The following is a 23537-nucleotide window of genomic DNA, read 5'->3' as shown; positions in this document are numbered from 1 at the left end:
ATAAAAATAAATTTAAAAAGTATCTTTTTAATCTAGCTTCTCAATATCATCAATTATCTTTTGACAAAATGTCTTCGTATCACCATCATGTAATCTTTGTTCTTTTCCACCTAAGTAATCATCTTCACGCCACCAACAGCGCAATTTTTCTTCTGCAAATGGCTCGTTTTTCATTTGATTATGTTCCGCCGCAATCGTAAACGGAATATCTAGGTAATAAATAAGCGCTGTTTTGTCAAAACGTTTAATCAACTGCTGAAGCATTTCACCATAAACATCTTTGCGCAAAATTCCTTCCAAAATGGTTATTTGATAATGCTGCTGCCCATACTTGACCAAGTCTTCTAATAAACTGACCGCAGGTGTCCCTGCGTGATCATCGGCATGTAAAACATCACGGCGAATGACATCTTGGTGCAACAGCAAACAATTTTTATAGCCAAAATGATGCTGAAGAGCTGTTGCTAAAACCGTCTTGCCGCTGCCAGAATTACCCCTAATTAACACAAATGTTGGTCTCATAACATTTCCTTTCGCATTATAATCCTGTCTTAATATTTATCTATCATACTTTATTGCACACTCTATTTCTAAAAAACAATAAAATTATTTTCTTACAATTTTTATAAATTATTTAAAATTTAAAATTACTAATTAATTCAATAATAAATTGTTTTTAGCACTTATTTGCTGTAATTTTAGAGAATAAAAAATTAATACTATAAACTACTTACAAAGCTATTGAATCATTTTATAAATATGTTTTAATAATAGTTATAATTATTATAGCAAATGGAGGAAAGTAAATAATGATAAACAAAGCCATAAGTGCATTATTAGGAACAGTTATCAGCATCATCGGTCTGGGCGGTGCATTAAATTCCAACATTACAAATACAGCAGCTTCACGATACCAAACCATTAATCCTAAAAAATTCAGCAAATTACAGCTTAAAATCAAAGATGCAGACGTAACTGTTCACACCGGCAGCAAATATCAAGTCAAGATCAAAGCAGACGACGACAGTAATTCCAAGTCAATCCATGCTAAAGTTGCTAACGGAAAATTAACCGTTAGCGAAAGTAAGCATTATGACGACAATGATCTAAAAGTAGAAGTGATCGTTCCCCATAAGCAGTCTTTAACCACAATCACCGGCAACAATAATAACGGCGATGTGAAACTTAAAAACTTTCAATTAGCAAACCTCAACTTAAAATTAGGTGATGGCGACCTCGACATTAACAATTTTAGTGTTAGCAATCGTCTTATGTTGAATTTAAGTGACGGTGACTTAGACATTACAAGTACCAAATTGACCAACAGCTCGATTAAATTACATAGTGGTGACTGCGATATTCATAAAAGTAAACTTTTAGGGAAAAATCACATTACCTTAAACGATGGTGACTTAGAGCTTAAACAAATAAGCAATAGAGTTAGCTATAACCTTTCAGCTTCCGACGGAATCAAATACCACGGCAGCAAAAAAGGTAAACAATATGTTACCCAGACAGCAGGAACCAATAATCAAGTCACGGCTTCAACTCGTGATGGCGACATTGAAATTTATTAACTAAGAGTTAAAACGTCTTTTCATAATAATATTAGGAAAGACGCTTTTTTATGTTGCCTTTTTATTTTATCTGTAATATTATATCTCATATAATATTAGAGGAGATAATAGTATGGCAATTCAAATCCCTACCCGCCTGTTAGACGGCGCAGTTTTATCTTTCCTTAAAGCCGACGATTTATACGGCTACGCCTTGACACAGCAGGTTCAGGCAGGTTTTGACATTTCCGAATCAACAATTTACCCGGTTTTACGGCGCTTGAAAAAAAACGGCTACTTGGTAACCTACGACCAGCCATATCAGGGACGCAATCGGAGGTACTATCACCTAACCGATTCGGGAGAAAAACTATTGGGAAACATCGAAAAAGAATGGAAAGACTTTAGCACAAAAGTTAATCAAGTATTGGGAGAAGAAAATGGAACAAGTGATTAATGACTACATCTTGGAATTGGAGCAAAATTTATCCGTACTTCCAGAAAATGACCGCCAAGACGTTGTAGAGTTTTATCGTGAATTTTTACTGGATGGTAATTTTCACGAGCGTCAGGCAATCGAACAAGAGCTGGGGTCGCCGCAACAATTAGCTCACAAAATTATCGCTGATTATTCGGTATCGGACGACGGAAGTAAATCACCCCAACAGCCACAAAAGGATTCTTCAAAACATTTATTGAAAACTATCTGGTACACCCTGCTTGGAATCTGCGCAGCACCCGTTGGCATCCCGATAATTATCGCTATTCTTGCGATAATCATTGCTGTATTGGCAGTCTGTTTGGGAATTTTTATCGGCTTTATTGCGCTCATCGCCGGATTAATCGGCGGCGGCATCTTCGCCTTAGTTACTTCTATCCGCTTCATCCCTACCACAGATTGGGCCGTTGGTCTCTTTTATACCGGAGCCGCCTTAGCCATCATCGGATTTGCCCTGCTGCTGATTCCCATTTTAATTAAAATAGTTCAGTTCCTCATCGCTAAGTGTGCCACTTTTGCGCATTACTTAGGAAGAAAATTATTCAAAAAACATTATTACCAAACCAAGAAAACTAACGGGGAGGAGTAACTCATGAAAAACTTTTACAGGGCAGGCGCTATTACCCTAATCATTGGTCTTATTCTGTTAATCGTCGGCGAACTCAGTAACGGCCTACAGCCAATTACCGGCAACAGCTTAAGCGAACTGCATGTATACAAAGAGCACCCAAAACCAGATAAAAAAGTGGAGGAGCCCGATATTCCTAGCCGAACTTATAAAGCCAAGGTAGCTGCTTTTACACAAGTCAAAGCAACTACAAATGAAGCTAATATTCACATTGCTTCGGGTAAAAAATACCAAGTAGAAATAACCGACAACAAAAAAATGGCACTCAAAGCCAAAACCGTTAACGATACGCTGATCATCACACAAAAGTCCGGTACGCGTTGGTTAAACAGGGATTCGGAAATCAATATCAACATCACGGTTCCGAGTGCAATCACATTAAGTAAAATATCGCTGCAAACCGATGCCGGAGACTTCTCACTTAGCAACCTGACAACTAACCAGTTAGAGCTGATTAATAATGCTGGCCAAGGTGAATTATCTAATATTAAGGCAAACGAAAAGACTATGCTCAAATTTAACAGCGGTGATCTGACAATCATTGATACGCATTTAATTAACGGCAGCATCACTGCTCAAGACAGCAACACCAAAATTTCTAAATCCCAATTAGCAAAACTGCACCTTAAGATAACCGACGGAAAACTAGTCATTAACCGCAGTCAGCTCACCGTCACAGCTGATTTAAGTGCTACTGATGCATTAATTACGACCAGCAAATTGTTTAATAACAACTCATTTTCACTTGCTGACGGAGATTTTGTGTTGAGAAACGTGCAAAATAAACTTAACTATTCTGCCAGCACTGACGATGAAGAAATTAAATATAACGGAAAAAATGTTGGTTCACATTTTATCAGAGAAATTGAACACAATAAGGATCATTTAAACGTAAAAACTGTCAACGGCGACATTTCATTGTCGTAATTTCCAAATTTTTTAGTTAAGAGGTAAATAATGAAAAAATCTGTCAAAATTGCAACAACCATTATCATCATTGGCTTGATTCTAATAGCCGCTGGTTTAATCAGCCACGACGTGCAGCACAATTATCCGTGGCATCGCGCTGACGATTATCCGCAAAGCGAAACGCATGACAATTACAAAAGATCCAAGAGCAGAATTGTCAATCTAGCCAAGTTTAACCAAATTAAGCTGGATCTTTCGACCGCTGACGTCCACATCCATCCCGGCAATCGTTACCAAGTAAGAATTACTGAAAATCACAATATGTCGACTTCAGCCAAAGTTCATCAAGGCGTACTAGAAGTTAGCGAGGACGAACTTAACCACCGCCTGCAAAATAACGAGGGCTTGGTTGATATTACCATACCCAGCAAAAATGCCTTAAGCAAAATTACTGGTAAAAGTAGCACTGGTGATTTTGAACTGGAAAATCTGCACTTACAGAGCCTAACTTTTAACAGCGATACAGGCGACTGCGAACTGACCAACACCAAAATAAAGCAAAAAAGCACCTTGAACATCGATGGCGGCGATCTAGATATTTCCGGTTCACAGTTAAATGGCCTTACCTGCCAGAGTGATTGCGGCGATGTAGAAATTAGTCATAGTCAAATGCTAGGCAAGTTTGCCTTCTATTTAGATACAGGAGATTTTGAGTTGGATCAAGCTTCTCGTGACAGCAGTTACCAGTTGACAACCAGGGATGGTGAAATTGACTTCTTTGATACTGAAAAGAGAAATAAATTTATCCATAAAGTTAAAGGCAGCAAAAATTCATTCGTGGTGGACTCTTCTTTTGGTGACATTTCAATCGAGTAACTTTTTAAATAATAGGAGGAAGTAAATTCATGAAAAAAGCATATAAATTCGGCACCGTTGTTCTAATCAGTGGTTTAGTTTTGGCAGCTGTCGGCCTAGTCAATCATGGCTACAGCAACTCTAGTCAAAATCGAATGAGCGATACAATCCGCCCAGGAAAATTCACGCAAATTGAACTAAACACTTACAACGCTAATGTCGATATTCATTCTGGCAATGTTGATAAAGTAAAAATAGCATGTACAAAACACGAGCCCATCACTGCCAAAGTGGTCAACCAGAAGCTATTAATTGAACAGCCTAAAAAGCGTAGGCAACACATGGTTCATATCAAACCATTTATTAATGAGCCTGATAATCAAGTCGTGATTATTGTTCCCTACGGAACAGAATTAACCAAAATTGCCAATTATTCTGATGCTGGCGCTGTTAATCTATGGTATCTAAATGTACAAAATCTAACAGTTGAACAAGACGCTGGCGGTTTAACATTAGACACAGTTAAGGTAACCAAGAAATTCGACCTGAATCTTGATGCTGGCAGTTTGAAAATCAGTAACTCAACTTTGACAAATAGTGACGGTGAATTAGACGCCGGTAGCCTAAAAATAGATCACAGTAACTTTTTAGGAAGCAATTCTTTTTCGCTTGATGCCGGCAGTTTTAAAATGCAACAGGCTAAAAAAATGAACTACGATTTGTCCGTTGACGCGGGCAGTATTAAGTACTTAGGCAGCAGAAAAGGCCATAATTTCAAGAAAAAGATTGCCGGCTGTAAGAATTCACTGGCAGTTGATGCCGACATGGGCAGTATTGTGATTAACTGATTATTCTTTAGATTATAAATGAAGGTTGAAAATGAAATTAAGCAACTTAACAGTTAAATATGATAAAAAAGTTGCCGACAGCAAAAATCTGATTGAAGTTAATTCTTACGACAGCAACATTGAAATTGATTAGCTTGTATAAATATTAAAAGGAGCATGACATGAATAAAAAGCATAAATTGGTAATTACTATTGCAGCAGCTATCATGGCAGTTAGTCCACTTATTCCAATCAGCGCAAATGCTAACCTAATCGCCCTCGCAGCAAAAACTAAAACAAAGAAAATAACAGATACACGCGGCGGTCGCGGTGACGGAACTAGAGCTAAGGTTGGCATAAAACCTCAAGACAACCTCTATTTAGCTGTCAATTCCAAATGGATGAAAAAAGCTAAAATTCCCGCAGACGCCCCAACGATTAGCTCTACACGCGAAGTTAACACTAAAATAAATAAAGAATTACAGCAAGACATGGCTGCTTTTGCTAGCGGCAAAAAGACACTGCCAAATGTTCCCGACTTTGCTAAGGCTGTTGCGGTATATAAGCAAGCCGAGGACATGAAAAAACGTAACCGTGACGGCGCTAAACCAATTATGGACGATCTAGCTAAACTTGAAGGCATCAAAGATTTTGCCGATTTTAACACTAAAGCCGCCGATTTATTTAATAACGGCATGGATTTACCCTTTACTGTTGGTGTTTACCAGGATGCGAAGAACGCACAAAAAAATGCACTTTATTTTGACCCTACTGATACCTTTTTACCAGATGCAAATAATTACAGTGACCCCAATTCTAAACAACCGCTTGAAGTCTTAAAGAAACAATCAATCAAGCTGCTGACAATGGCCGGCGTATCTAAAACTAAAGCTACCAATTATACAGAAAGCGCGCTTAAGTATGAACATAAATTAGCTAAAACCATTAAATCAGCTGCATCAAGCAGCGATTCTCCTAGCAGCTACAATCCGGTATCCGATAAAGATTTTACCACTAAGTTTAAGGACTTTGACATTAAGCAGTTTTTACACGAAACAGTTGGTCAAGAATCCGACCAAATTATCGTAAATGAGCCTGCCTTTTTGAAAAATATCAACAAGTTACTTAATCCGGCTGACTTTGAAGAACTCAAAGGCTGGTTAATTGTTAAATTTATCAATAATGCAGCTGGTGACCTTTCGCAAAAATTCCAAAAGGCCAGCTTTCCTTTTACTAGGGCGTTAACCGGACAAAAATCCTTACCAACAGCAAAAATGCAAGCCTTCGAAAAGGTCAATGATGACTTTGATGATGTAATCGGAATCTACTATGGTCAAACATATTTTGGGACCTCAGCTAAAAAAGACGTTACTTCTATGGTTAAAGAAATATTACAAATTTACAAAGAACGCCTGGAAAAAAATAATTGGTTATCAGCCCAAACTAAACAGAAAGCAATTGCCAAGTTACAAGCTATGACTATTAAAGTTGGTTATCCAGATAAAGTACCAGCATATTATGATAACTTGACAATCACTCCAAAAAGTCAGGGCGGAACTTTATATGCCAGTGACCGTGCACTAAATGTCGCTATGATCAAGGACAACTTATCCCAATTATCTAAACCAGTAGATCGCAGCATCTGGCACATGGCTGGAGATGAAGATAATGCCATGTATAATTCAAGCACGAACGATATAACTCTTCCTGCTGGTGGTCTTCAAGCACCTTTTTATAGCAAAAAGCAAAGTCACGCCGCCAATTTGGGTAGCATTGGCACAACTATCGATCATGAAATTTCTCATGCCTTTGATAACAATGGTGCTAAATTCGATGAATTTGGCAGTCTAAATAACTGGTGGACTAAAAAAGACTATGCTGAATTTCAAAAGCGGGTTAAAGCTGAAACTAAACTTTTTAACGGCATCAAGTACGGACCTGCCAAAGTAAATGGCAAACAAACAGTTCCCGAAAATATTGCTGATCAAGGTGGTCTATCAGTAGCAATTGAAGCAGCCAAACAAGAGCATGTCAGTCTAAAAGAATTATTTATCAGTTACGCTCGCAGCGCGCGTGTAAAAACAACAAATAAAACAATCAAGAATTATATTTCAGCCGAAGAGCATGCTCCTAACCCATGCCGCATTAATGTTCAAGCCCAGTGTCAGAATGATTTTTACAAGGTTTTCAAGGTAAAACCAGGTGATGGTATGTGGCTAGCACCCAAAAAACGTGTACATATTTGGTAATAATTTAAACATCTTGAACAGCACTTTTACCGATCCAGAGAGCTGCCATATGGTGCAAGGCAGCAGGCAAATGGTGACGAACATGTACTTGGAAAAATTTACTTTATTAAAAAATGATGTATATTTAGAATATGATCGATATCATAAGGTGATAAAAATGAAAAATATATAACTAAAATTGAGCTAAAAATAAGATTAAGTGACAAGGAAAGCTTTGTTCCATCTCCTAAACTAGATCATGGTTACTGCTACAGCGGCTGTTAACTAAAGGTACGTTCATGGTGCAATTTCCCAGCATAATACGAAGCAGATTATTAAACGACATTATGGAAAAAGTTTTTAAGCTAGCCAAAATCAATGCCCTTTCACATAGCTCAAGTTTATTACTAGATTTTGTACGTGACATTATGTGTTAAGGAGTAAAATTATGGCTTTGAAATATGCAAAATTTAGCGATCTAGTTTTATATTTTTTGTTTTCGGTACTAAAGGCTTTACAACTAGTTTTTTTGGCTTTAGTAACCCAAAAATTAATGAACTGGATTACTAAGCCAACAGAAAGTTTAATTAAAATAGTTGTTATTGCGGTTTTAGGAATGGTGTTTTTTTACGGCTGCAGTCTAGCTTATGAGCGCTATTATTCCATGATTGTCAGAGACGTTAATTTAAAATTCAAAAAATACAGCAGTGAATATTTAATTTATAATGCTCATCCCGAAGTTGCGTTAGATACTTCGTTTTTTACTAATGATTTAAAGCAAGTAGAATTAAATAAGGTTGAATCTGAATTAGAAATAATTTTATGTGTTATTCAATTTATCGCAGCGTTAGTTACAGCGCTAGTCAGTTCTATCCCGTTAACTTTGATATTTTTAGTTGCCTCCTTTGGTCCTGGCTTAGTGCAAAAATTACTGGGTCCAACGATTGAACGTGAGTCGCAAACTTGGGAAGCAGAAAACAGCGCTTATACTGAAGTCACAAAGGAAACCGAGAATATCGCTAACAGTGCTCGAATCTACAACCGGGAAAGCAGCGTTTGGCACAGATTTATGAACAAGGCTGCTGGAATGGAGACTAGTTTATGGCAGCTTAATCTAATTAAGGGCTGTACGAATGAAACGGTTGAAATAATAGCTTACACTTGTATAACTTTGGTGCCAACGGCAATTGGTGTTTACCTAGTTAGTATTAAAAATATTACTTTAGGTACTTTGGTGATGATTAGCCAGCTATCAAATAATTTTGTTAACCCATTGATTTCGGTTTTCTATTATTTGAATAATATTAAGTTGGCCAAACCTATGTGGGATAAACTAGTAAAAATAATTTCCAAGTTAAAAGTACACGCTAATATGGGAGCGAATAAGCTTACATTTACTGACTTAAGCGTTGAAAATGCAACAGTCGTATTTAATAAAAGTATGATTTTTAATAACGTGTCATTTACGGTAACTGCTGGTGAAAAGGTACTTTTGATGGCTCCTTCAGGATGGGGTAAAACCACTCTTCTCAATACTTTAATGGGAATTAATCAAATAAATAAGGGTAGCTATCAAATTAATGGTAAGAATATGGCTGGAAATTGGCAACAAGCACATAATTATTTCAGTTATATTCAGCAAGACCCAGTTATTTTAAACGATACAATCAAGTACAATGTTACTTTGGGAGTAAGTATCTGTGATGACCAGTTAAATCAAATAGCTAAACTAAGTGGCTTAAGCCACTTAATTCATGAAAAAGGCTGGAATTATCTTGTTAAAACGAAGGGCAGTAACCTGTCTGGCGGGCAAAAGCAACGGATTGAAATTGCAAGAGCATTGCTAGCTAACCGGCCAATAATTTTAGCGGATGAAGCTACCTCGTCCCTAGATGCCAAGCTCTCAAAGCAGATTCACAACACTTTATTACATGATAATCCTGGCACTGTGATCGAAGTTGCTCATCATATTACGGCGGATGAACAAAAAATGTTTGATAAAATTATTGAGTTATAAAATCTGACTTTACAATTAATCCCGGTGATAAATAATGCTAATAGAATATTTTTGTACAAAAAATTTAATTGACAGCATTAAAATACCATGCTAAATTAGCATCATGATAATTTAAAATCTTGAAAAGCAGAGTAATTATTGTTTTGCCAATAAAGAGAGCTGATGGCAGGCTGAAAATCAGCAGGCAAATAATGATGAACATGGGCTTTGAATGATAACTGCCGGTGATATTCAGCTGACAGCGGGCTTGCAACCGTTATTCATTGCAGACTATTAATTTTGATAGTCAACAAGATTTGTTGCGTGAGCAATAAATAAACTAAAGGTGGTAACACGGCACTCGTCCTTTTATTAGGGACGGGTGCCTTTTTTAATAGAAAAAGACAGGATATTATTATGAGCAAAAAGACGAGAAATATTATCATTGGCGTAATTGCCGCAGTTGTCCTAGTAATTGCTGGCTGGTTCAGTTTCGGCCCGGCGGGCAGCCCGGCAAGCAAGCCGCATCACGATCGTGTCGTAACCATCGGCGTTGTCGGCGACAGCAAGCCCGAACATGTTATCTGGCAGCATATTGCCCAAACCGCCAAGAAAAAATACGGCATCATTATCAAGACTAAAGCCTTTACCGACTATAATCAGCCCAATAAGGCACTGAAAAATGGTGAAATTGATCTGAACGCCATTCAGACCACAACCTTCATGCACACTTGGAGCAAAGAAAATCACGCTAACATTGTTTCCATTGGAAAAACCTACATCGCACCAATCCGGCTGTACTCAAATAAGTACCATAAAATAAGCCAGCTGCCCCAAGGCGCGACAATTGCCATTCCTAATGATGCCGCAACCGAATCACGTGCTCTGTATGTTTTAAAGAATGCCGGTTTAATTGATCTGACTAAGGATAAAAAACTAAAAACAATTGCTGACATCACCAAAAATCCGCATAATTTAAAAATCAAGGAAGTCAGCGACGAGCAATGTGCTCGTGTAATCAATTCAGTTGATGCTGTGATCGTCAACAATGATTTTGCCGTTCCTGCCGGTCTCGGCAAAAAGCAAACAATTTTCATTGAGCCAATCAACAAGGATTCTGCTGGTGCATTTAATAACATCTGCGCTAACAAAAAAGATGCCAAAGATCCTGATTACCTGAACGTTGTTAAAGCTTACCAAACCGAAGAAACTAAGAAGCTCTATCGCAAATATTACAGCGACATGCAAAAAGCCGTTTGGGACATTACGTTAAAATAAATTTACTTATAAAAAGCGTAGCAGTTTACTTCGTATTGTTGATCTGCTACGCTTTCTTATTCTTTATTTTTAGATTTTAAAAGAATTTTACAGTTTGGATTAAATAAATAATTTTTAAAATACTTATCATTGTAATTTATTTTTACCTAAGACTACTAACTGGCTTAAAGAAGGAAATGTTCCTGGATCTGATGTTTTATCACGTTTCAAATTATTTAATTTTAAATATTTAACAGTTGCTTCATTAACCTTAAAATACTGAATTTTATTGGTTTTAATTAAATTAATTTTCTGATCATCACCATTCGAATAAGAGACATTTATTTGTGTCCAATAACTATCGTGCGGATAATCTGCTCGAAGCAAAATACCTATTTTGTCGATATTTACCTGTCTTCCAAAATCTAATTTTAATTCAGCATTATCTTTGGCATCTATTCCCCATGACTGAAACGGAAATTTTCCATGATTATTATTAGCTAAATAACCGTCAATCACGTTCTTTGCCAAGAATGGTTCTTCTCCCCTAGTTTCAGCATTAGCAGAAACATGGGGATAACCACCAGATGCATCTTTTTGATCATGCGGATTATAAGCCAGATTACGATATTCAGTTATTTCTGTTTCACTAGCCTTTCTTACACAAACATAATGATGCTCACCACAGAAAGCTCCGTCTGGCAGTGCCGTATGTCTTTCTAAGCTAAAGGGTATTTTGTATTGCCATACTTTTTTTGACATATAAAGTAAAGTTGGATTAAGAATTGGATCCATTTGAACAACCAAATAACATGGATATTCAGATACTTTTACTTCATAGAAATCGTTTAATTGATACCTTTTTTTAAATGATAAAACACATAAATCATCTTCAGAAGCTGCACTTACTAACTTATTTTTACTGTCTTTTAAAACTATCTCTATCTTCAATTTGCTACCTTTAAAAAAGCGACATTTCTGTCGCTTTTAATCATTATCTAGTTAAGTAACCACCATCAACCGGCAAAATAATACCATTAACATAATTAGAAGCTGCACATGCAAGAAACACTGCAACGCCCATTAATTCAGATGGCTCTGCCCAGTGCTCTGCAGGAATTCTATCCAAAATTTCCTGATTACGGGCTTTATCAGCACGAATCGGAGCAGTGTTCGCAGTTTTAATATAGCCAGGTGCGATTGCATTAACTTGAATATTATATTTACCCAAGCCACTTGCAAGTGCCTTAGTTAAACCAGCAACACCATGTTTAGAAGCAGTGTAAGATGGAATATTCTTACCACCTTGGAAAGACAGCATTGAACCAATATTGATAATCTTACCTGATTTTTGTTTAGCCATTACTTTAGCGACAGCCATTGACATGTAATAAACAGCATTCAAGTTAATATCAATAACTTTTTGCCAATCTTCATCTTTTGATTCAAGAATTGGATTCCTTTTAATCATACCAGCATTATTAATCAAAATATCAATATGACCAAAAATGTCAATTGCTTTTTCAACAATTTTTTGCGGAATACCCGGCTTAGTTAAGTCAACATCCATAAACTCAACTTTACGACCACGCTTTTCAATCATTGAACGTGTATTATCCCATTCTAATGTGCCAAAAGTTGGAATAAAGATGTCAGCACCAGCTTCTGCCAAGGCAACTGCATAGCCTTGCCCTAAGCCAGTATTCCCCCCCGTAATAATTGCTACCTTACCTGTTAAGTCGAATAAATTCATCTTAAACTTATCCAATGCTTGTTCATTTCTTTTAATTTCTTCTTTAGATTGTGCCATATTTATAACCTCCATCAAATATAATTAATTAAGTTCATCCATTGAAATCCAATCCATATCATCATAGGTTTGGTTTTCACCACACATTGCCCAGATAAATGAATAACTTGTAGTACCAATACCACAGTGAATTGACCAACTTGGATTAATTACTGCTTGTTCATTCTTCATTACAATATCCTTTGTTTCACTTGGTTTACCAACAAAGTGAAATACTCTTGTATCAGGTTCTGCAAACTCACAGTAAAGATATGCTTCCATTCTGCGAGCATGAGTATGGGCTGGCATCGTATTCCAACCAGAACCTGGTTCCAAAACCGTATAGCCCATTTGCAATTGACAAGTATCCATTTGCGAAGCATCAATATACTTATAAATGGTTCGCTTATTCATATGCTCTTGATCTCCAAGTTCTTTTGCCAAAGCATCCTTAAACAACAGTTTCTTATCAGGGTAAGATTTTTGTGCCGGTGTTGAAACAACATAGTATTTCGCAGGATTTTTTGAATCATTTGAACTAAAGATGACGTGCTTATGGCCTTGACCAACATAATACCCATCATGCTTAGTCATTGCTTCACTATCGCCATCAATATCAATAGTGCCATCACCTCCTAAATTGATCACTCCTAATTCACGGCGCTGTAAGAAAAATTCAACTCCCAATTCTTTGCTCAGAACGATTTCTAATGGTTTTTCCGTTGGCATAACACCACCAAGAATCATTCGATCATTGTAGGTATAAGTTAAATTGATCTTCCCAGGCTCAAAAACCTTAGGTACCAAAAATTGACTTCTTAATTCATCAGTTGAATAATGTTTAACGTCTTCCGGACTATGTGCATAATTCATATTCATTTTTAAATTCATTTTAATAAAACTTCTTTCTTAAATTATTATTCATAAGTAACAGAAACATCACCATAACAGGGAATACCATTAACTATATATAACTTGTTGCCCATAATTGTGTTTTCATGTTGAATATTGATAATTACCCGATGATTATTTGTTAAATCAATTTCTAGGCCATAACTATGAATATCATCATGAACTATTTCACCATTGCGTTTAGAGTTACAATAATGAACATCCACTAAACTACTTTTTTTGCCTAAAACAGTGTACGCAAGATTATTGTTTACAAACTGTATGGATAAAATTAATTTTGAAGTTTTCTACAATTGATTATAACGTGGTGAATACATCTGTTCTTCTAACTGACTATTCCGAAGAGAACAAAATAACTCATATTCATCGGTCTTCATAGTAATCACAAAACTATTATTAAGTTATTTTTTACAATTAATTTCTGGCGCAAAAATCCAATTATCAGATTGAATATGCTTATCTTTGGATTCAACTACATCAATTACTGTCATAATTTCTACTTTTTTCTATACTTTTGTGACGTAATTATGGAAAAACAACCAAATAAAGCAATACAGTAACAGTAAGTATAATTATTAACACAATATTCAACAAATTCATCCTATTCAAGGCCTCTTAACAGCTTTACAATCTTTACCAAAAAACATACCAATCTTCATAAAATCTGATTAGTGCCTCAAAGTAAAAATAATCGCCCCATAAATTTCCTTCATCAACACCATTACCTGCACGCCAGGAGTAAACCCCATGGTCCAACAACGGTGCTCCAGCAATAAAGTTTTTGTTTGCGTAATTATTTATTATTGAGCTCATCATTTTATGAAGCATGATTTCATACTTATATTTATTCTCATAACTTTCAGGAAGATATTTAAGCATTTCCATTATTCCACAAATTGCAATCACTGCAGAGGATGAATCACGTGGTTGTTTATCACCATCTCCAAATATAAGATCCCAGTAAGGCACATAATCCTTTGGCAAACGATTAAGAAAATAATTTGTTACTCCTGCAAAAGTTGCCATATCCTTATTATTCTTACGATATTTATAATGCAAAGAGATTCCATATATAGCCCATGCTTGTCCCCTTGCCCAGCTAGAATCATCGCTATAACCTTGATGAGTAGCACCTCTTAACGGTAAACCTGTATTCTTATCAAAATAAAATGTATGATATGTTGATCCATTATCTCTAACAATCGTTTTCACTACCTGCGTATAATGTGAATCTGCCATATTACCAAATTTAGAATTTCCTGTAACCGACTCCGCCCAATAAAGAAGTGGAATATTCATTAACGAATCAACAATTAAACGATAATTATCTTCGCCTTTCATCTTACCCCAAGCTTGGATAAACCCTCCTTTCTGCTGATAACGTTTTGTTAACTGTTCTGCGGCATTCAGACCAATTTGTTTAAATTTAGGATTATGTGTAATCTTGTATGCACTAACAATGGAAGTTGTGTATAGAAATCCTAGATCATGATTGTCAACAGCAACCTGGTGATTAATTCTATTAGCAAACGATTTTGCATTATTTATAGCCAGATCATAATATCTGTATTCATGACTGTATTGATAAGCCAACCAAAGTATTCCGGTCCAAAATCCATTAGTCCATTCTGTATTCAACATTTTCTTATATTGACCTGAAAATGTGTTCGGAGTTGGAAATTCTAACCCAAAGTATGTCATATTAAGATCAATATGCTTGAGTACATCTTTAATTGCAGCAATTATTTGATCTCTGGAAACAAAATTTTCTGTGTTAATTTCTTGACCATATTTTAATTTTTCGTACATGTCACGTTCCTTTCTAAATAAGAAATTTGATTTCTTTTTTTAAAGAAAAAATTATGTATAAACACTTTTACACTAGCCTCTTAAATTGCTTTCGTGATTTTATTTTTAACAGAAATAATCAATTTTTCTAAATCTGCAAGTTTAAAATTATTTAATCTGTATTCAGGAATACTAATACTAATAGCACCAAATAATTTCCCATACTTTTCAATAGCTATTCCAATACAAACAACTTCATCTTGGTTTTCTTGATTTTCAAGTGCAAATTTATCTTTTTTTATTTGTATAATTTGTTGTCGTAACTCATTAATACTTGTAACTGTATTATCGGTTAACGGTTTTAATTGTACTTCAGAAAAATATTGGTCCAGTTCTTCATCTGTCTTAGTTGCCAGAATAGCTTTCCCCATTGCAGATGAATAAAGTTCCATCGAACCACCTACTCTGGAATTAAGATTAATCGGCTGTCTGCTATCTATTTTTTTAAGTAAAATTACTTTAAAATCTTCTTCTATACCCAAATTAATTGTTTCATTGGTTACCTCACTAAGTTGCTTGATATATGGATTACTTAAAGAAACTATATCAAATCCTTTTAATGCTTTATTTCCGTAGCCAATCATCTTCGTTCCTAAAAAATATTTTTTTCCAGCAGCGTCTTTTCTCACAAATTTAATATAGTCTAATGTTTTTAGTATTTTAAATGTTGTCGGTTTAGGAATTATTGCTTTAGATGATATTTCATCCAGTGTTAAGCCTCCGTTAGCTTCTAACAACACATTCATGATAACCTTAGCTTTCAATAAAACAGTTCCATATAGTTTAGCTTCCATTACTACAGTCCTTATTATAAAATTCTACTATTGTATTTATTGATAAACTAGTCAGCATCTCTTAGCAATAATTACCAATAAAACATCTATTTAAACTATTATAAAGCATATACGATTAAGAAAGCTAATACTTCATAATATCCTTAAAAGCTAAACTATTTTTAAATTTATATTTCAATCGGTTAAATACATAAAAATAAATCTATTCTGATTTGCAACACTTGGTAATAATGAATTGTGACCAACAACCAGTTGGACGTTATTATCTTTTAACACTACTGATTCTAATAAGTTAGAACTACATAGTTTAGGCGTTAAAGAATAAAAACCTAGTCCATTAGATATCAAATTGAATTTAGACTCATCAGTAATACTAGAAGCAGTCACAGTTACCGCAACGCTGGTAGCACTTGAATCCAAAGATGACATAACATTAAGATATTTATTATTATTTAAATCTAAAATAGACACTGTCCCTTCTGGATTAATTATTAACTTGAATTTATCTGCTTGTTCAAAGCGCTTATCCGCAAACAGTTTACCATTTTGATCACAGCTATAATAAGACGGATACGGTTCGTAATCTAAAATAGTATCAGTCGCATTTGTTCGTTTTCTATTGTACCAAGGTTCAACTTTTTGCCTTAATTTAAAAACAGGTGAATCATGTTCCGCTGGGCCTTTATAAAAAGTTAATGTATCAAAGTTATAATTATCCGTATTAACAAACCCCTGTGGTCTCATTGACTTTGCTGCCTTTTTAGTCCAATATAAATTGATCTTTTTAGAATTATATTCTGAAAGAATCATCTCATAAATTGGCCTAAGTTCTCCTCTACTAATAGATTGGCTATCCAATTTATCCCAATAACTAAATTCATCTTTTCTACCAAATATATTATTTAATGGTGTAAAACTCGGAGCTTTAAAAGTCAAATTATATTGAGCGAGCCATTCAGAAGCTTTAGCTAATCGATTATCATACAAACCGAAAAGATTCTCACCTTGATTTCTAGCTACTTGAAATACTTCAGCTGTCAATCCAATACCCAATTGTGCATGTGCCATGTCTCGCCCAGCTTCAGTACATTGGCCTAAGTTATTAATATAATTATTAATTGAGCCATTAATAAACGGATCTTTTTCCAGTTGTAATGCTTGTTGATATATTTGATAGTTATCACAAACCACTCCAATTGAAATTAATCCTTCAATAGCCGCTAAATCCCAGTTCCCATTTGCAATCATTGCCACTCCTGCATCTTGCAGGTCGGGATAAATAACATTAATTAACATATTACGCAACTGCTGCAGATCAGTATTGCTATATCCTTTATATCCACCTTTATAAGATGAAAGAATATCTGCAGCTGTCGCAAACTTGACACAATTCAGTCCGGCACCTAGAATTCTATCTCTACCATCTAAAACTTTAAGCTTATTAGCCCATGAATTAAGAATTTTAACTGCAGTTTGGGCATAGTTATCATTACCAGTAATTACCCATTCTAAAGAATTAAAATAAGCTGCATTACCCGATGTTTCAAAATAATTAATATTATTTGATGAAGGTTGATCACCACGACCAATTGCTTCACAAGCATTAGGGACAAAAGTAGCTTCGCTTTGATGATAGGCTACAGTATTTTTAAGTAATAAATAATCTGAATACCACGGTTCTTCCTTTTTTTGAATATGTTTTTTCATTGTAGTTAATTCAGCACTATTTACATGAATTCCTGGATGTAGCATTAGTTTAACTTTAACTTTTCCAGACATTTGCGATTTACCACGCCTATGATACTTAATTGCAATGTTTTTCACTTTTTTAGTTAATGGAACCTGTGCAGAAAATAGATTGCCCTTTTTATTAATTTTTACATTTTTATTAATCGAAAAATTAGCTGGTTTATCACTCCTTAGTCCCTTCCAATAAATATTGGCATAATTATTTACTGTATCACTAATTATCTGAATTTTTCCTTCAGGTTCTGCAGAAATAAATTTGTAGTATTCCGGTTCGGTATTTGCAGTAGTTGATACTAAACCTGAAGTTTGTGAACTGGTAACATAATACGTTTTAAAGGATTTATCATCTCTTATAGTTTCCAAATGGCTGCTTACAGTATATTCGTTTTTACTTGAATTATAATCTGAATAAAAGCGTTCATTATAACCTGCCGTATTGGCAGTAGCCATGATTCTAAAAAAATTATTTGTGATTTTATTAAAGAAATCACTATTCTTTTTATAAGACTGAATTGATAAAAATTTACCGTTCTTTGCATCCTGAAGTTGAATACTAGGCTCTATCTCATATCCCAGTGAGCTTTGAGGTTTAGTTAGATACATTGCAAAAGTAGTTGCATCATCTGCTTTATTCACATACCCCAACGTATTATCCGTCTTAACCTTTAAAAAATTATCGTTCTGCTTAGGCACTTGAATTTTTATATATTTTACAGGTAATCCTTGATCAATACGAAAATTGCTAAAATTATTAGGTATATTAGTTTTACTTATAGATACATTCTCTATACTTTCAGCATTAATGTTTTCTGGGATAGTAATAAATGTGGCAATTAAAGCAATGGCCATAAGCCATTTAATAAAGTTTAATTTATGTTTTAACATCATAAAACCCCTTATCATTTAGTAGATTTCTTAAAACATCTTAATTAAATTGACCATTTTAAATTACACACCTGTAAATCCAATTATTGTTAACACAAATGCCAAAGCGACTATTGTAAGCAGTACTCGAACAGGTTTATTCTTTTTACGCAAATAAAAGAAGCAACCTAAAACTAAAGCCAATGGAAGTATACCTGGTAAAATCGAATCAAACATACTTTGAATATTTAATATCTGCCCTGCAGTCTTGATTTTAAGAATTGTATTAAATGTTACATATTGGGCTGTCATTGCACCAACCATCATTAGACCAATAATTGAAGCCACTTTGGTAATAATTTTTAAAGTGCCGGATTTCATGGCTTTTACAATAAAACTATTGCCTAACTTATAACCATATTTTCCTGATAGCCATCTCAAACCAAAGTTAGGGATATCATAAACTAACATAAACAAAAGAGGACCGAGCCAACTACCTTCTTTAAAGAAGCCAATTGCCACACCAGTTGCAATTAATCTCAAACAATTAGAGATCAACGAATCACCAATACCTGCTAAAGGTCCCATCAAACTTGATTTAATCGCTCTAATACTTTGAGTATCAATTCCGTATTCCCCATTTTCTTTTTCCATTGATGTAACCAGTCCCATAACAAAGGGCGCCAAAGTTACATTAGTGTTGAAGAAGTCCTGATGACGTAACATTGCATCGTAAAAAGCATCACTGTCTTTACCATAGATTTTTTCCAAATATGGAATTAAAACCCATGAAAAAGTTACAGCCTGCTGTTTAGTGTATGAAGTACAAAACATCAACCACTGAGATCTCCAAAATAGATTATTATAAAATTTATTTTCTGATTTTTTATTCGTTAAAAATCCTGCATTATTTGTCATCGAAAAAATCCTCCTCTTCTGTTTGTTGTACACTACTTCTCTTTACACCTTGTATCTTATTTAATTCACTAACAGCAACAATAAGAGCAATAGCTGTGGCCAAGAAAGCTACTTCAATTAAAGTTCCTTTGAAAAATGCAACTAAACCAAATCCAATAAAAAAGTAAGGTGCTAATTTTTTGTCCCAAAGCGTAACTAACAGCAATGCCATACCTAATGCTGGTAACATGCCAGCAGCGACTGTTAGTGAGTTTTGAATTACAGGTGGAATTGCACTCACGAGTGATTTAATAGCAGTTGTACCTGCTAAAATACTTACAAAACCAATTAGAAACCACATTGTCAAAAAAATTGTTGCTTGTAAATCCCATAAACGCTTAAAGCCTTTAATATCATGCCTATTCAGATATTCTTGAAATTTTGTTGTCCAAGCAGTTGGAATAAATTTAAATAAGTCATAAAGTAAAGTTCCCAACATACTAAATGGTATTGATAAAGCCACAGCAACGGACATCTTGGCCCCAATTAAAATTGCAAATGCAGAACCGAAGACACCGCCAATAGCATAATCTTGAGGTAAAACTCCTCCCATTGATTGTGTCCCCATATATACTAATTCCAATGATGCACCAATAACTATTCCTTCAGTAGGATGCCCCAATAGAATTCCCGTAATTGTGCTGGCCATCATAGGACGATCCCATCCCATCATGCCCCACCAGTTGCCCCATTTAACTAGCATACATGCTAAACCGACTCCAATTGCATTCATTAACATAACTTATACCTCCAATAACTTATCTAAAGATTTTTCTGAATCTCCAGGTAATGGCCTATAAATAAATTTATAATTATCTTTTGATAATTTTTTAAAAGCATTTTTTTCATTGTCATTTAAATAAACTGTATCCGTTACTTTACTTCTACCGATTAATCCAGCTACTCTGCCGTAATTTGCAATATCCAATGTTTCAGGAATACTATTTAGCTTTTTCAGCAATTCAACTACTTCATCAATATGTTCCATAACTATTAATATTCGTAATGCCTGTGCACGAGGATCATTAAGTAATTGAGCTGCTTTATCAACATCCATTACAAATGCCTTAGTTCCCTCAGGTGCGGCCATTTGCAAAGCACTTTTTTGAATTTCATTTTCACTAGCAGATTTGCTAACTATAATAATCCGATTAACTTTTAATTCTTTTGACCATGTTACTGCAACCTGACCATGAAGAAGTCGATCGTCAATTCTTAGCATCTTAATCATTTTGTCACCTATGTTTCTATATAATATTTAAATAATATTTAAATTTTTAACTAAAAAAATCTTCTTCATTATTTTTTTGCGGTTTAATTTCAAGCTTTTCAATATTATCTTTCGCTTTTATAATATCTTCATCCAATTCGTCATTATTACTCCTTAGTACTGTTTCCAGTGCTAACGCTAAATTGGTTCCTGTTATTAACGTCACATTCTTCCTTAAGGATAAAGCCAACATTGCATTACAAACACTTCCCCCCTTTAAATCACCTAAAATTATCACCTCATCAGAATCATCAAAATTACTCACAACTTGATTGACTAATTCATTTGGATTACCACCTGGCTGTAATCCAAATGAAAACAAGTTATCAAATTTTCCAGCAATCATTTCTATTGAAGATTTCATCCCCTTTGCAAAATTACCATGAGAAACTAAAAATATTTTTCTTGTCATATTTCCTCACCTCTTTTTCTAAATAAGAAATTATATTTCTTATTTATCTAATTATTATTATAAATACGCTTCCAAAAATTGCAATGGCTTTTAATAAAAATAATTAGCTTTGATACAGAAGGCCGTTTGGGACATTACGCTAAAATAAATTTGTTTATGCAAAAATCCGCAGTCATCACGATTGCGGATTTTTAGTCTTCTTTTTTGACCACTTAGTCAATTTCAGCGACCACTTAGTTAAAACGTCTTGTTTTTTCAGCAAAATATATTTTAATTAAGGGTAACAAAAAGATTGATTTAAGATTATAAATAATGGAGGCCGCAAAATGGACGAAATGATTGCTAATTACATCAAAGAATTAGATGCTGCTTTGACAGAACTGCCAGAGCAAGAACGCCAGCAAGCACTGGATTACTATCGTACATTTTTAGAGTACGAAAAACCAAATGACGCAGCTGAAATTAAGCTTGTATTGGGCAGCCCGGAAGATTTAGCACAGGAAATTTTAAATAAGACTAAAGCAAATGCAAGAGTTGGTAAATATGGTTTTGATACTTATATCCATAATTTTCACGTTGAAAGAAATACACTTCGTACTCACACATTTCAGCCAGAGCCTTTTAGTAAAATCAAGCTCGAGCTGCAGACAGCAGACATTACAATTCATCACGGAACGGAATGCAAGGTTGAAGTCGCAGAATTCGATAACCATCCAATCGCAACTAAAGTTGTCGATGATACTTTAATCATCACTGAACAAAAAGTGGCAGCAACAATTGGTTTCGGAGTCTTTATTGGAATCCACACCCCGACCCTAATGGTTGAAATTACCATACCTGACAATCTCCCACTGGCTTTGCTTTCCGGTTATGACTATGAAGGAGATATCAGAATAAACAATATTAAAGTGCAAGATATTCAGCTTGAACAAAGAGACGGCGACCTCGATTTATATGATGTTCAAATTGACCAAGATTTGACCGTTAAAGCCAATGACGGCGACATTGCTATTACGCAAGCACAAATTGACAATGGCGCAATTGTTATGCGTGATGGCGATATAACTCTTCGTCATAATCTCATTAAACAATTTAATCTTGAGATATTTGATGGGGATATCGCCTTTCACCAAAATCAGCTTAACTTAAATTTACGGTCGAACGATGGCGATCTTTATGCTGAACACAACAATTTCAAGGGCAACAACATGATTAAGCTAAACGATGGGGATGCAAAACTAATTGGAATCGGCAACAAGCTTAATTATCAAGCCAAGTCAATTGACGGCGATATTACTTATCAAGGAAAAGACGTCGGCAACGATTTTAGCATCAAGGCAAACAGCACTGATTATTTACAAATAAAAACAACTGATGGCGACATCAGCATTAATTAGCTTTTAAATTTTGGAGGAATAATGATGAGATTTAATTTTTTCGGAAGCAAACCAAACAGAGAACGCACCCTAGACGTTGATCCATTTACCGATATTTTGCTAGACTTGCAGATTGCCAGCGTGGAAGTTCACCCCGGCAGCAACTACCAAGTGATCATAACCGATTATGAAGATTATCCGATTAGCGCTGAGGTACACAAGCAAAAATTAGTCGTTACTGAACAAAACCAGAGAGGTTTTGGTTTTAATGCGGGGATTATCAAATTAAAGATTGAAATCATCGTGCCCCAAGACGCCACACTAAGTAAAATTACTGGAACAAACGTGAATGGCAGCCTTAAATTAGTAGATTTAACATGCGGACAAGTCGATCTCAAAGGAAAAAACGGCTCCAGCAAGTTAGCCAATGTGCACATCACTCAAGCATTAAATCTTGAGGCAGCAAACGGTTCAATTACGCTCGACCACGCAATGTTAACACAATTTAATACCCGCCTGCAGAACGGCAGTCTTAATATCACCGATTGCCAAATGACAATCAGGGCAACATTACAAAACGGCAGCGTTCATCTAGACGGAAATAAATTTCTTGGTCAAAATATTATTGATTTAACAAATGGCAGCGTTAAGCTGCAGGAAACAAGCAACAACGTGAGCTACCATATATCTACTGTTGTCGGTTTAATCATTTATCATGGCAGCAAGGTAGGTAAACATTTTGCTACAGACAATGATGACAACAATACTTTGGCACTTAGAACAGTTAACGGCAATATCAAAATTAATTAGT

At 35.1% G+C, this 23537-nt stretch carries 23 protein-coding genes and 1 other annotated feature; of the genes, 11 read left to right on the top strand and 12 right to left on the bottom strand.

Going from position 1 to position 23537, the window contains the following annotated elements; genetic code table 11:
• Positions 1 to 27 precede the first annotated feature (27 nt).
• Positions 28 to 522, bottom strand: a complete 495-nt coding sequence (locus PT285_RS00510; RefSeq protein WP_277146940.1) for a zeta toxin family protein — start codon at positions 520 to 522, stop codon at positions 28 to 30.
• Positions 523 to 809: 287 nt separating this feature from the next.
• Here PT285_RS00510 and PT285_RS00505 point away from each other — a divergent pair, with 287 nt between their 5' ends.
• The 9 genes from PT285_RS00505 to PT285_RS00465 all read left to right on the top strand — a co-directional run bounded on the left by PT285_RS00505 (position 810) and on the right by PT285_RS00465 (position 10776).
• Positions 810 to 1577, top strand: a complete 768-nt coding sequence (locus PT285_RS00505; protein ID WP_277146938.1) for a DUF4097 family beta strand repeat-containing protein — start codon at positions 810 to 812, stop codon at positions 1575 to 1577.
• Between the two features lie 112 nt (positions 1578 to 1689).
• The gene (locus PT285_RS00500; RefSeq protein ID WP_277146936.1) at positions 1690 to 2013 is read left to right on the top strand and encodes a PadR family transcriptional regulator; all 324 of its coding nucleotides are present in this window, start codon (positions 1690 to 1692) and stop codon (positions 2011 to 2013) included.
• Positions 1997 to 2644 carry a DUF1700 domain-containing protein gene (locus tag PT285_RS00495; RefSeq protein WP_277146934.1) on the top strand — a complete coding sequence of 216 codons (648 nt, stop codon included), beginning with the start codon at positions 1997 to 1999 and terminating at the stop codon, positions 2642 to 2644. Before PT285_RS00500 ends, PT285_RS00495 begins: the two co-directional genes overlap by 17 nt.
• Before the next feature lie 3 nt (positions 2645 to 2647).
• Complete coding sequence (locus tag PT285_RS00490; protein ID WP_277146932.1) at positions 2648 to 3610, top strand: DUF4097 family beta strand repeat-containing protein; 963 nt, start codon at positions 2648 to 2650, stop codon at positions 3608 to 3610.
• Positions 3611 to 3640: 30 nt separating this feature from the next.
• On the top strand, positions 3641 to 4468 hold the full coding sequence (locus tag PT285_RS00485) for a DUF4097 family beta strand repeat-containing protein (RefSeq protein WP_277146929.1): 828 nt from the start codon (positions 3641 to 3643) through the stop codon (positions 4466 to 4468).
• Positions 4469 to 4497: 29 nt separating this feature from the next.
• Positions 4498 to 5295 (top strand): DUF4097 family beta strand repeat-containing protein, encoded by a 798-nt coding sequence (locus PT285_RS00480; RefSeq protein ID WP_277146928.1) that lies wholly within the window; start codon positions 4498 to 4500, stop codon positions 5293 to 5295.
• 161 nt (positions 5296 to 5456) lie between these two features.
• Positions 5457 to 7523, top strand: coding sequence for a M13-type metalloendopeptidase (locus PT285_RS00475; protein WP_277146926.1), 2067 nt, complete (start codon positions 5457 to 5459; stop codon positions 7521 to 7523).
• A gap of 427 nt (positions 7524 to 7950) precedes the next feature.
• The gene (locus PT285_RS00470) at positions 7951 to 9519 is read left to right on the top strand and encodes an ABC transporter ATP-binding protein (RefSeq protein ID WP_277146924.1); all 1569 of its coding nucleotides are present in this window, start codon (positions 7951 to 7953) and stop codon (positions 9517 to 9519) included.
• Positions 9520 to 9629: 110 nt separating this feature from the next.
• Positions 9630 to 9870: a binding site (T-box leader), on the top strand.
• 42 nt (positions 9871 to 9912) lie between these two features.
• Positions 9913 to 10776 (top strand): MetQ/NlpA family ABC transporter substrate-binding protein, encoded by an 864-nt coding sequence (locus tag PT285_RS00465; protein WP_277150551.1) that lies wholly within the window; start codon positions 9913 to 9915, stop codon positions 10774 to 10776.
• A gap of 126 nt (positions 10777 to 10902) precedes the next feature.
• On the opposite strand, the gene PT285_RS00460 is transcribed toward PT285_RS00465, so the two are convergent.
• From PT285_RS00460 to PT285_RS00410, 11 genes are all read right to left on the bottom strand, one after another.
• Positions 10903 to 11706, bottom strand: coding sequence for a hypothetical protein (locus PT285_RS00460; protein WP_277146922.1), 804 nt, complete (start codon positions 11704 to 11706; stop codon positions 10903 to 10905).
• Between the two features lie 43 nt (positions 11707 to 11749).
• Positions 11750 to 12565: a 2-dehydro-3-deoxy-D-gluconate 5-dehydrogenase KduD gene (kduD, locus tag PT285_RS00455; protein ID WP_277146921.1), complete on the bottom strand. Its 816-nt coding sequence runs from the start codon at positions 12563 to 12565 to the stop codon at positions 11750 to 11752.
• Between the two features lie 24 nt (positions 12566 to 12589).
• Positions 12590 to 13435 (bottom strand): 5-dehydro-4-deoxy-D-glucuronate isomerase, encoded by an 846-nt coding sequence (kduI, locus tag PT285_RS00450; protein ID WP_374211451.1) that lies wholly within the window; start codon positions 13433 to 13435, stop codon positions 12590 to 12592.
• Positions 13436 to 13461: 26 nt separating this feature from the next.
• A complete protein-coding gene (locus PT285_RS00445; protein WP_277146917.1) occupies positions 13462 to 13662 on the bottom strand; it encodes a hypothetical protein in 201 nt (66 codons plus the stop codon).
• Between the two features lie 427 nt (positions 13663 to 14089).
• Positions 14090 to 15265, bottom strand: a complete 1176-nt coding sequence (locus PT285_RS00440; protein WP_277146915.1) for a glycoside hydrolase family 88 protein — start codon at positions 15263 to 15265, stop codon at positions 14090 to 14092.
• 80 nt (positions 15266 to 15345) lie between these two features.
• Positions 15346 to 16098 (bottom strand): IclR family transcriptional regulator, encoded by a 753-nt coding sequence (locus PT285_RS00435; RefSeq protein WP_277146913.1) that lies wholly within the window; start codon positions 16096 to 16098, stop codon positions 15346 to 15348.
• A 174-nt stretch (positions 16099 to 16272) separates the two neighbouring features.
• Positions 16273 to 18735 carry an alginate lyase family protein gene (locus tag PT285_RS00430; RefSeq protein WP_277146911.1) on the bottom strand — a complete coding sequence of 821 codons (2463 nt, stop codon included), beginning with the start codon at positions 18733 to 18735 and terminating at the stop codon, positions 16273 to 16275.
• A gap of 60 nt (positions 18736 to 18795) precedes the next feature.
• The gene (locus PT285_RS00425) at positions 18796 to 19629 is read right to left on the bottom strand and encodes a PTS system mannose/fructose/sorbose family transporter subunit IID (protein WP_277146909.1); all 834 of its coding nucleotides are present in this window, start codon (positions 19627 to 19629) and stop codon (positions 18796 to 18798) included.
• Positions 19619 to 20407 (bottom strand): PTS sugar transporter subunit IIC, encoded by a 789-nt coding sequence (locus PT285_RS00420; protein ID WP_277146907.1) that lies wholly within the window; start codon positions 20405 to 20407, stop codon positions 19619 to 19621. Before PT285_RS00420 ends, PT285_RS00425 begins: the two co-directional genes overlap by 11 nt.
• 3 nt (positions 20408 to 20410) lie before the next feature.
• A complete protein-coding gene (locus PT285_RS00415) occupies positions 20411 to 20899 on the bottom strand; it encodes a PTS sugar transporter subunit IIB (protein WP_277146905.1) in 489 nt (162 codons plus the stop codon).
• Positions 20900 to 20945: 46 nt separating this feature from the next.
• Positions 20946 to 21350 carry a PTS sugar transporter subunit IIA gene (locus PT285_RS00410; protein WP_277146903.1) on the bottom strand — a complete coding sequence of 135 codons (405 nt, stop codon included), beginning with the start codon at positions 21348 to 21350 and terminating at the stop codon, positions 20946 to 20948.
• A 326-nt stretch (positions 21351 to 21676) separates the two neighbouring features.
• Here PT285_RS00410 and PT285_RS00405 point away from each other — a divergent pair, with 326 nt between their 5' ends.
• Both PT285_RS00405 and PT285_RS00400 read left to right on the top strand, forming a co-directional pair.
• Positions 21677 to 22747, top strand: coding sequence for a DUF4097 family beta strand repeat-containing protein (locus tag PT285_RS00405; protein ID WP_277146901.1), 1071 nt, complete (start codon positions 21677 to 21679; stop codon positions 22745 to 22747).
• Positions 22748 to 22768: 21 nt separating this feature from the next.
• Positions 22769 to 23536: a DUF4097 family beta strand repeat-containing protein gene (locus PT285_RS00400; protein WP_277146899.1), complete on the top strand. Its 768-nt coding sequence runs from the start codon at positions 22769 to 22771 to the stop codon at positions 23534 to 23536.
• Position 23537: the final 1 nt, after the last annotated feature.

This window comes from Lactobacillus sp. ESL0791 (assembly GCF_029433255.1).
Lineage (GTDB): Bacteria > Bacillota > Bacilli > Lactobacillales > Lactobacillaceae > Lactobacillus.
This window is presented reverse-complemented; position numbering and strand designations above follow the sequence as displayed.

Bases quoted from the DNA above. Each gene is read 5' to 3' on its own strand.
- PT285_RS00510 (WP_277146940.1), bottom strand. From the start codon at position 522: ATGAGACCAACATTTGTGTTAATTAGGGGTAATTCTGGCAGCGGCAAG.
- PT285_RS00505 (WP_277146938.1), top strand. From the start codon at position 810: ATGATAAACAAAGCCATAAGTGCATTATTAGGAACAGTTATCAGCATC.
- PT285_RS00500 (WP_277146936.1), top strand. From the start codon at position 1,690: ATGGCAATTCAAATCCCTACCCGCCTGTTAGACGGCGCAGTTTTATCT.
- PT285_RS00495 (WP_277146934.1), top strand. From the start codon at position 1,997: ATGGAACAAGTGATTAATGACTACATCTTGGAATTGGAGCAAAATTTA.
- PT285_RS00490 (WP_277146932.1), top strand. From the start codon at position 2,648: ATGAAAAACTTTTACAGGGCAGGCGCTATTACCCTAATCATTGGTCTT.
- PT285_RS00485 (WP_277146929.1), top strand. From the start codon at position 3,641: ATGAAAAAATCTGTCAAAATTGCAACAACCATTATCATCATTGGCTTG.
- PT285_RS00480 (WP_277146928.1), top strand. From the start codon at position 4,498: ATGAAAAAAGCATATAAATTCGGCACCGTTGTTCTAATCAGTGGTTTA.
- PT285_RS00475 (WP_277146926.1), top strand. From the start codon at position 5,457: ATGAATAAAAAGCATAAATTGGTAATTACTATTGCAGCAGCTATCATG.
- PT285_RS00470 (WP_277146924.1), top strand. From the start codon at position 7,951: ATGGCTTTGAAATATGCAAAATTTAGCGATCTAGTTTTATATTTTTTG.
- kduD (WP_277146921.1), bottom strand. From the start codon at position 12,565: ATGGCACAATCTAAAGAAGAAATTAAAAGAAATGAACAAGCATTGGAT.
- kduI (WP_374211451.1), bottom strand. From the start codon at position 13,435: ATGAATTTAAAAATGAATATGAATTATGCACATAGTCCGGAAGACGTT.
- PT285_RS00440 (WP_277146915.1), bottom strand. From the start codon at position 15,265: ATGTACGAAAAATTAAAATATGGTCAAGAAATTAACACAGAAAATTTT.
- PT285_RS00435 (WP_277146913.1), bottom strand. From the start codon at position 16,098: ATGGAAGCTAAACTATATGGAACTGTTTTATTGAAAGCTAAGGTTATC.
- PT285_RS00430 (WP_277146911.1), bottom strand. From the start codon at position 18,735: ATGATGTTAAAACATAAATTAAACTTTATTAAATGGCTTATGGCCATT.
- PT285_RS00425 (WP_277146909.1), bottom strand. From the start codon at position 19,629: ATGACAAATAATGCAGGATTTTTAACGAATAAAAAATCAGAAAATAAA.
- PT285_RS00420 (WP_277146907.1), bottom strand. From the start codon at position 20,407: ATGTTAATGAATGCAATTGGAGTCGGTTTAGCATGTATGCTAGTTAAA.
- PT285_RS00415 (WP_277146905.1), bottom strand. From the start codon at position 20,899: ATGATTAAGATGCTAAGAATTGACGATCGACTTCTTCATGGTCAGGTT.
- PT285_RS00410 (WP_277146903.1), bottom strand. From the start codon at position 21,350: ATGACAAGAAAAATATTTTTAGTTTCTCATGGTAATTTTGCAAAGGGG.
- PT285_RS00405 (WP_277146901.1), top strand. From the start codon at position 21,677: ATGGACGAAATGATTGCTAATTACATCAAAGAATTAGATGCTGCTTTG.
- PT285_RS00400 (WP_277146899.1), top strand. From the start codon at position 22,769: ATGATGAGATTTAATTTTTTCGGAAGCAAACCAAACAGAGAACGCACC.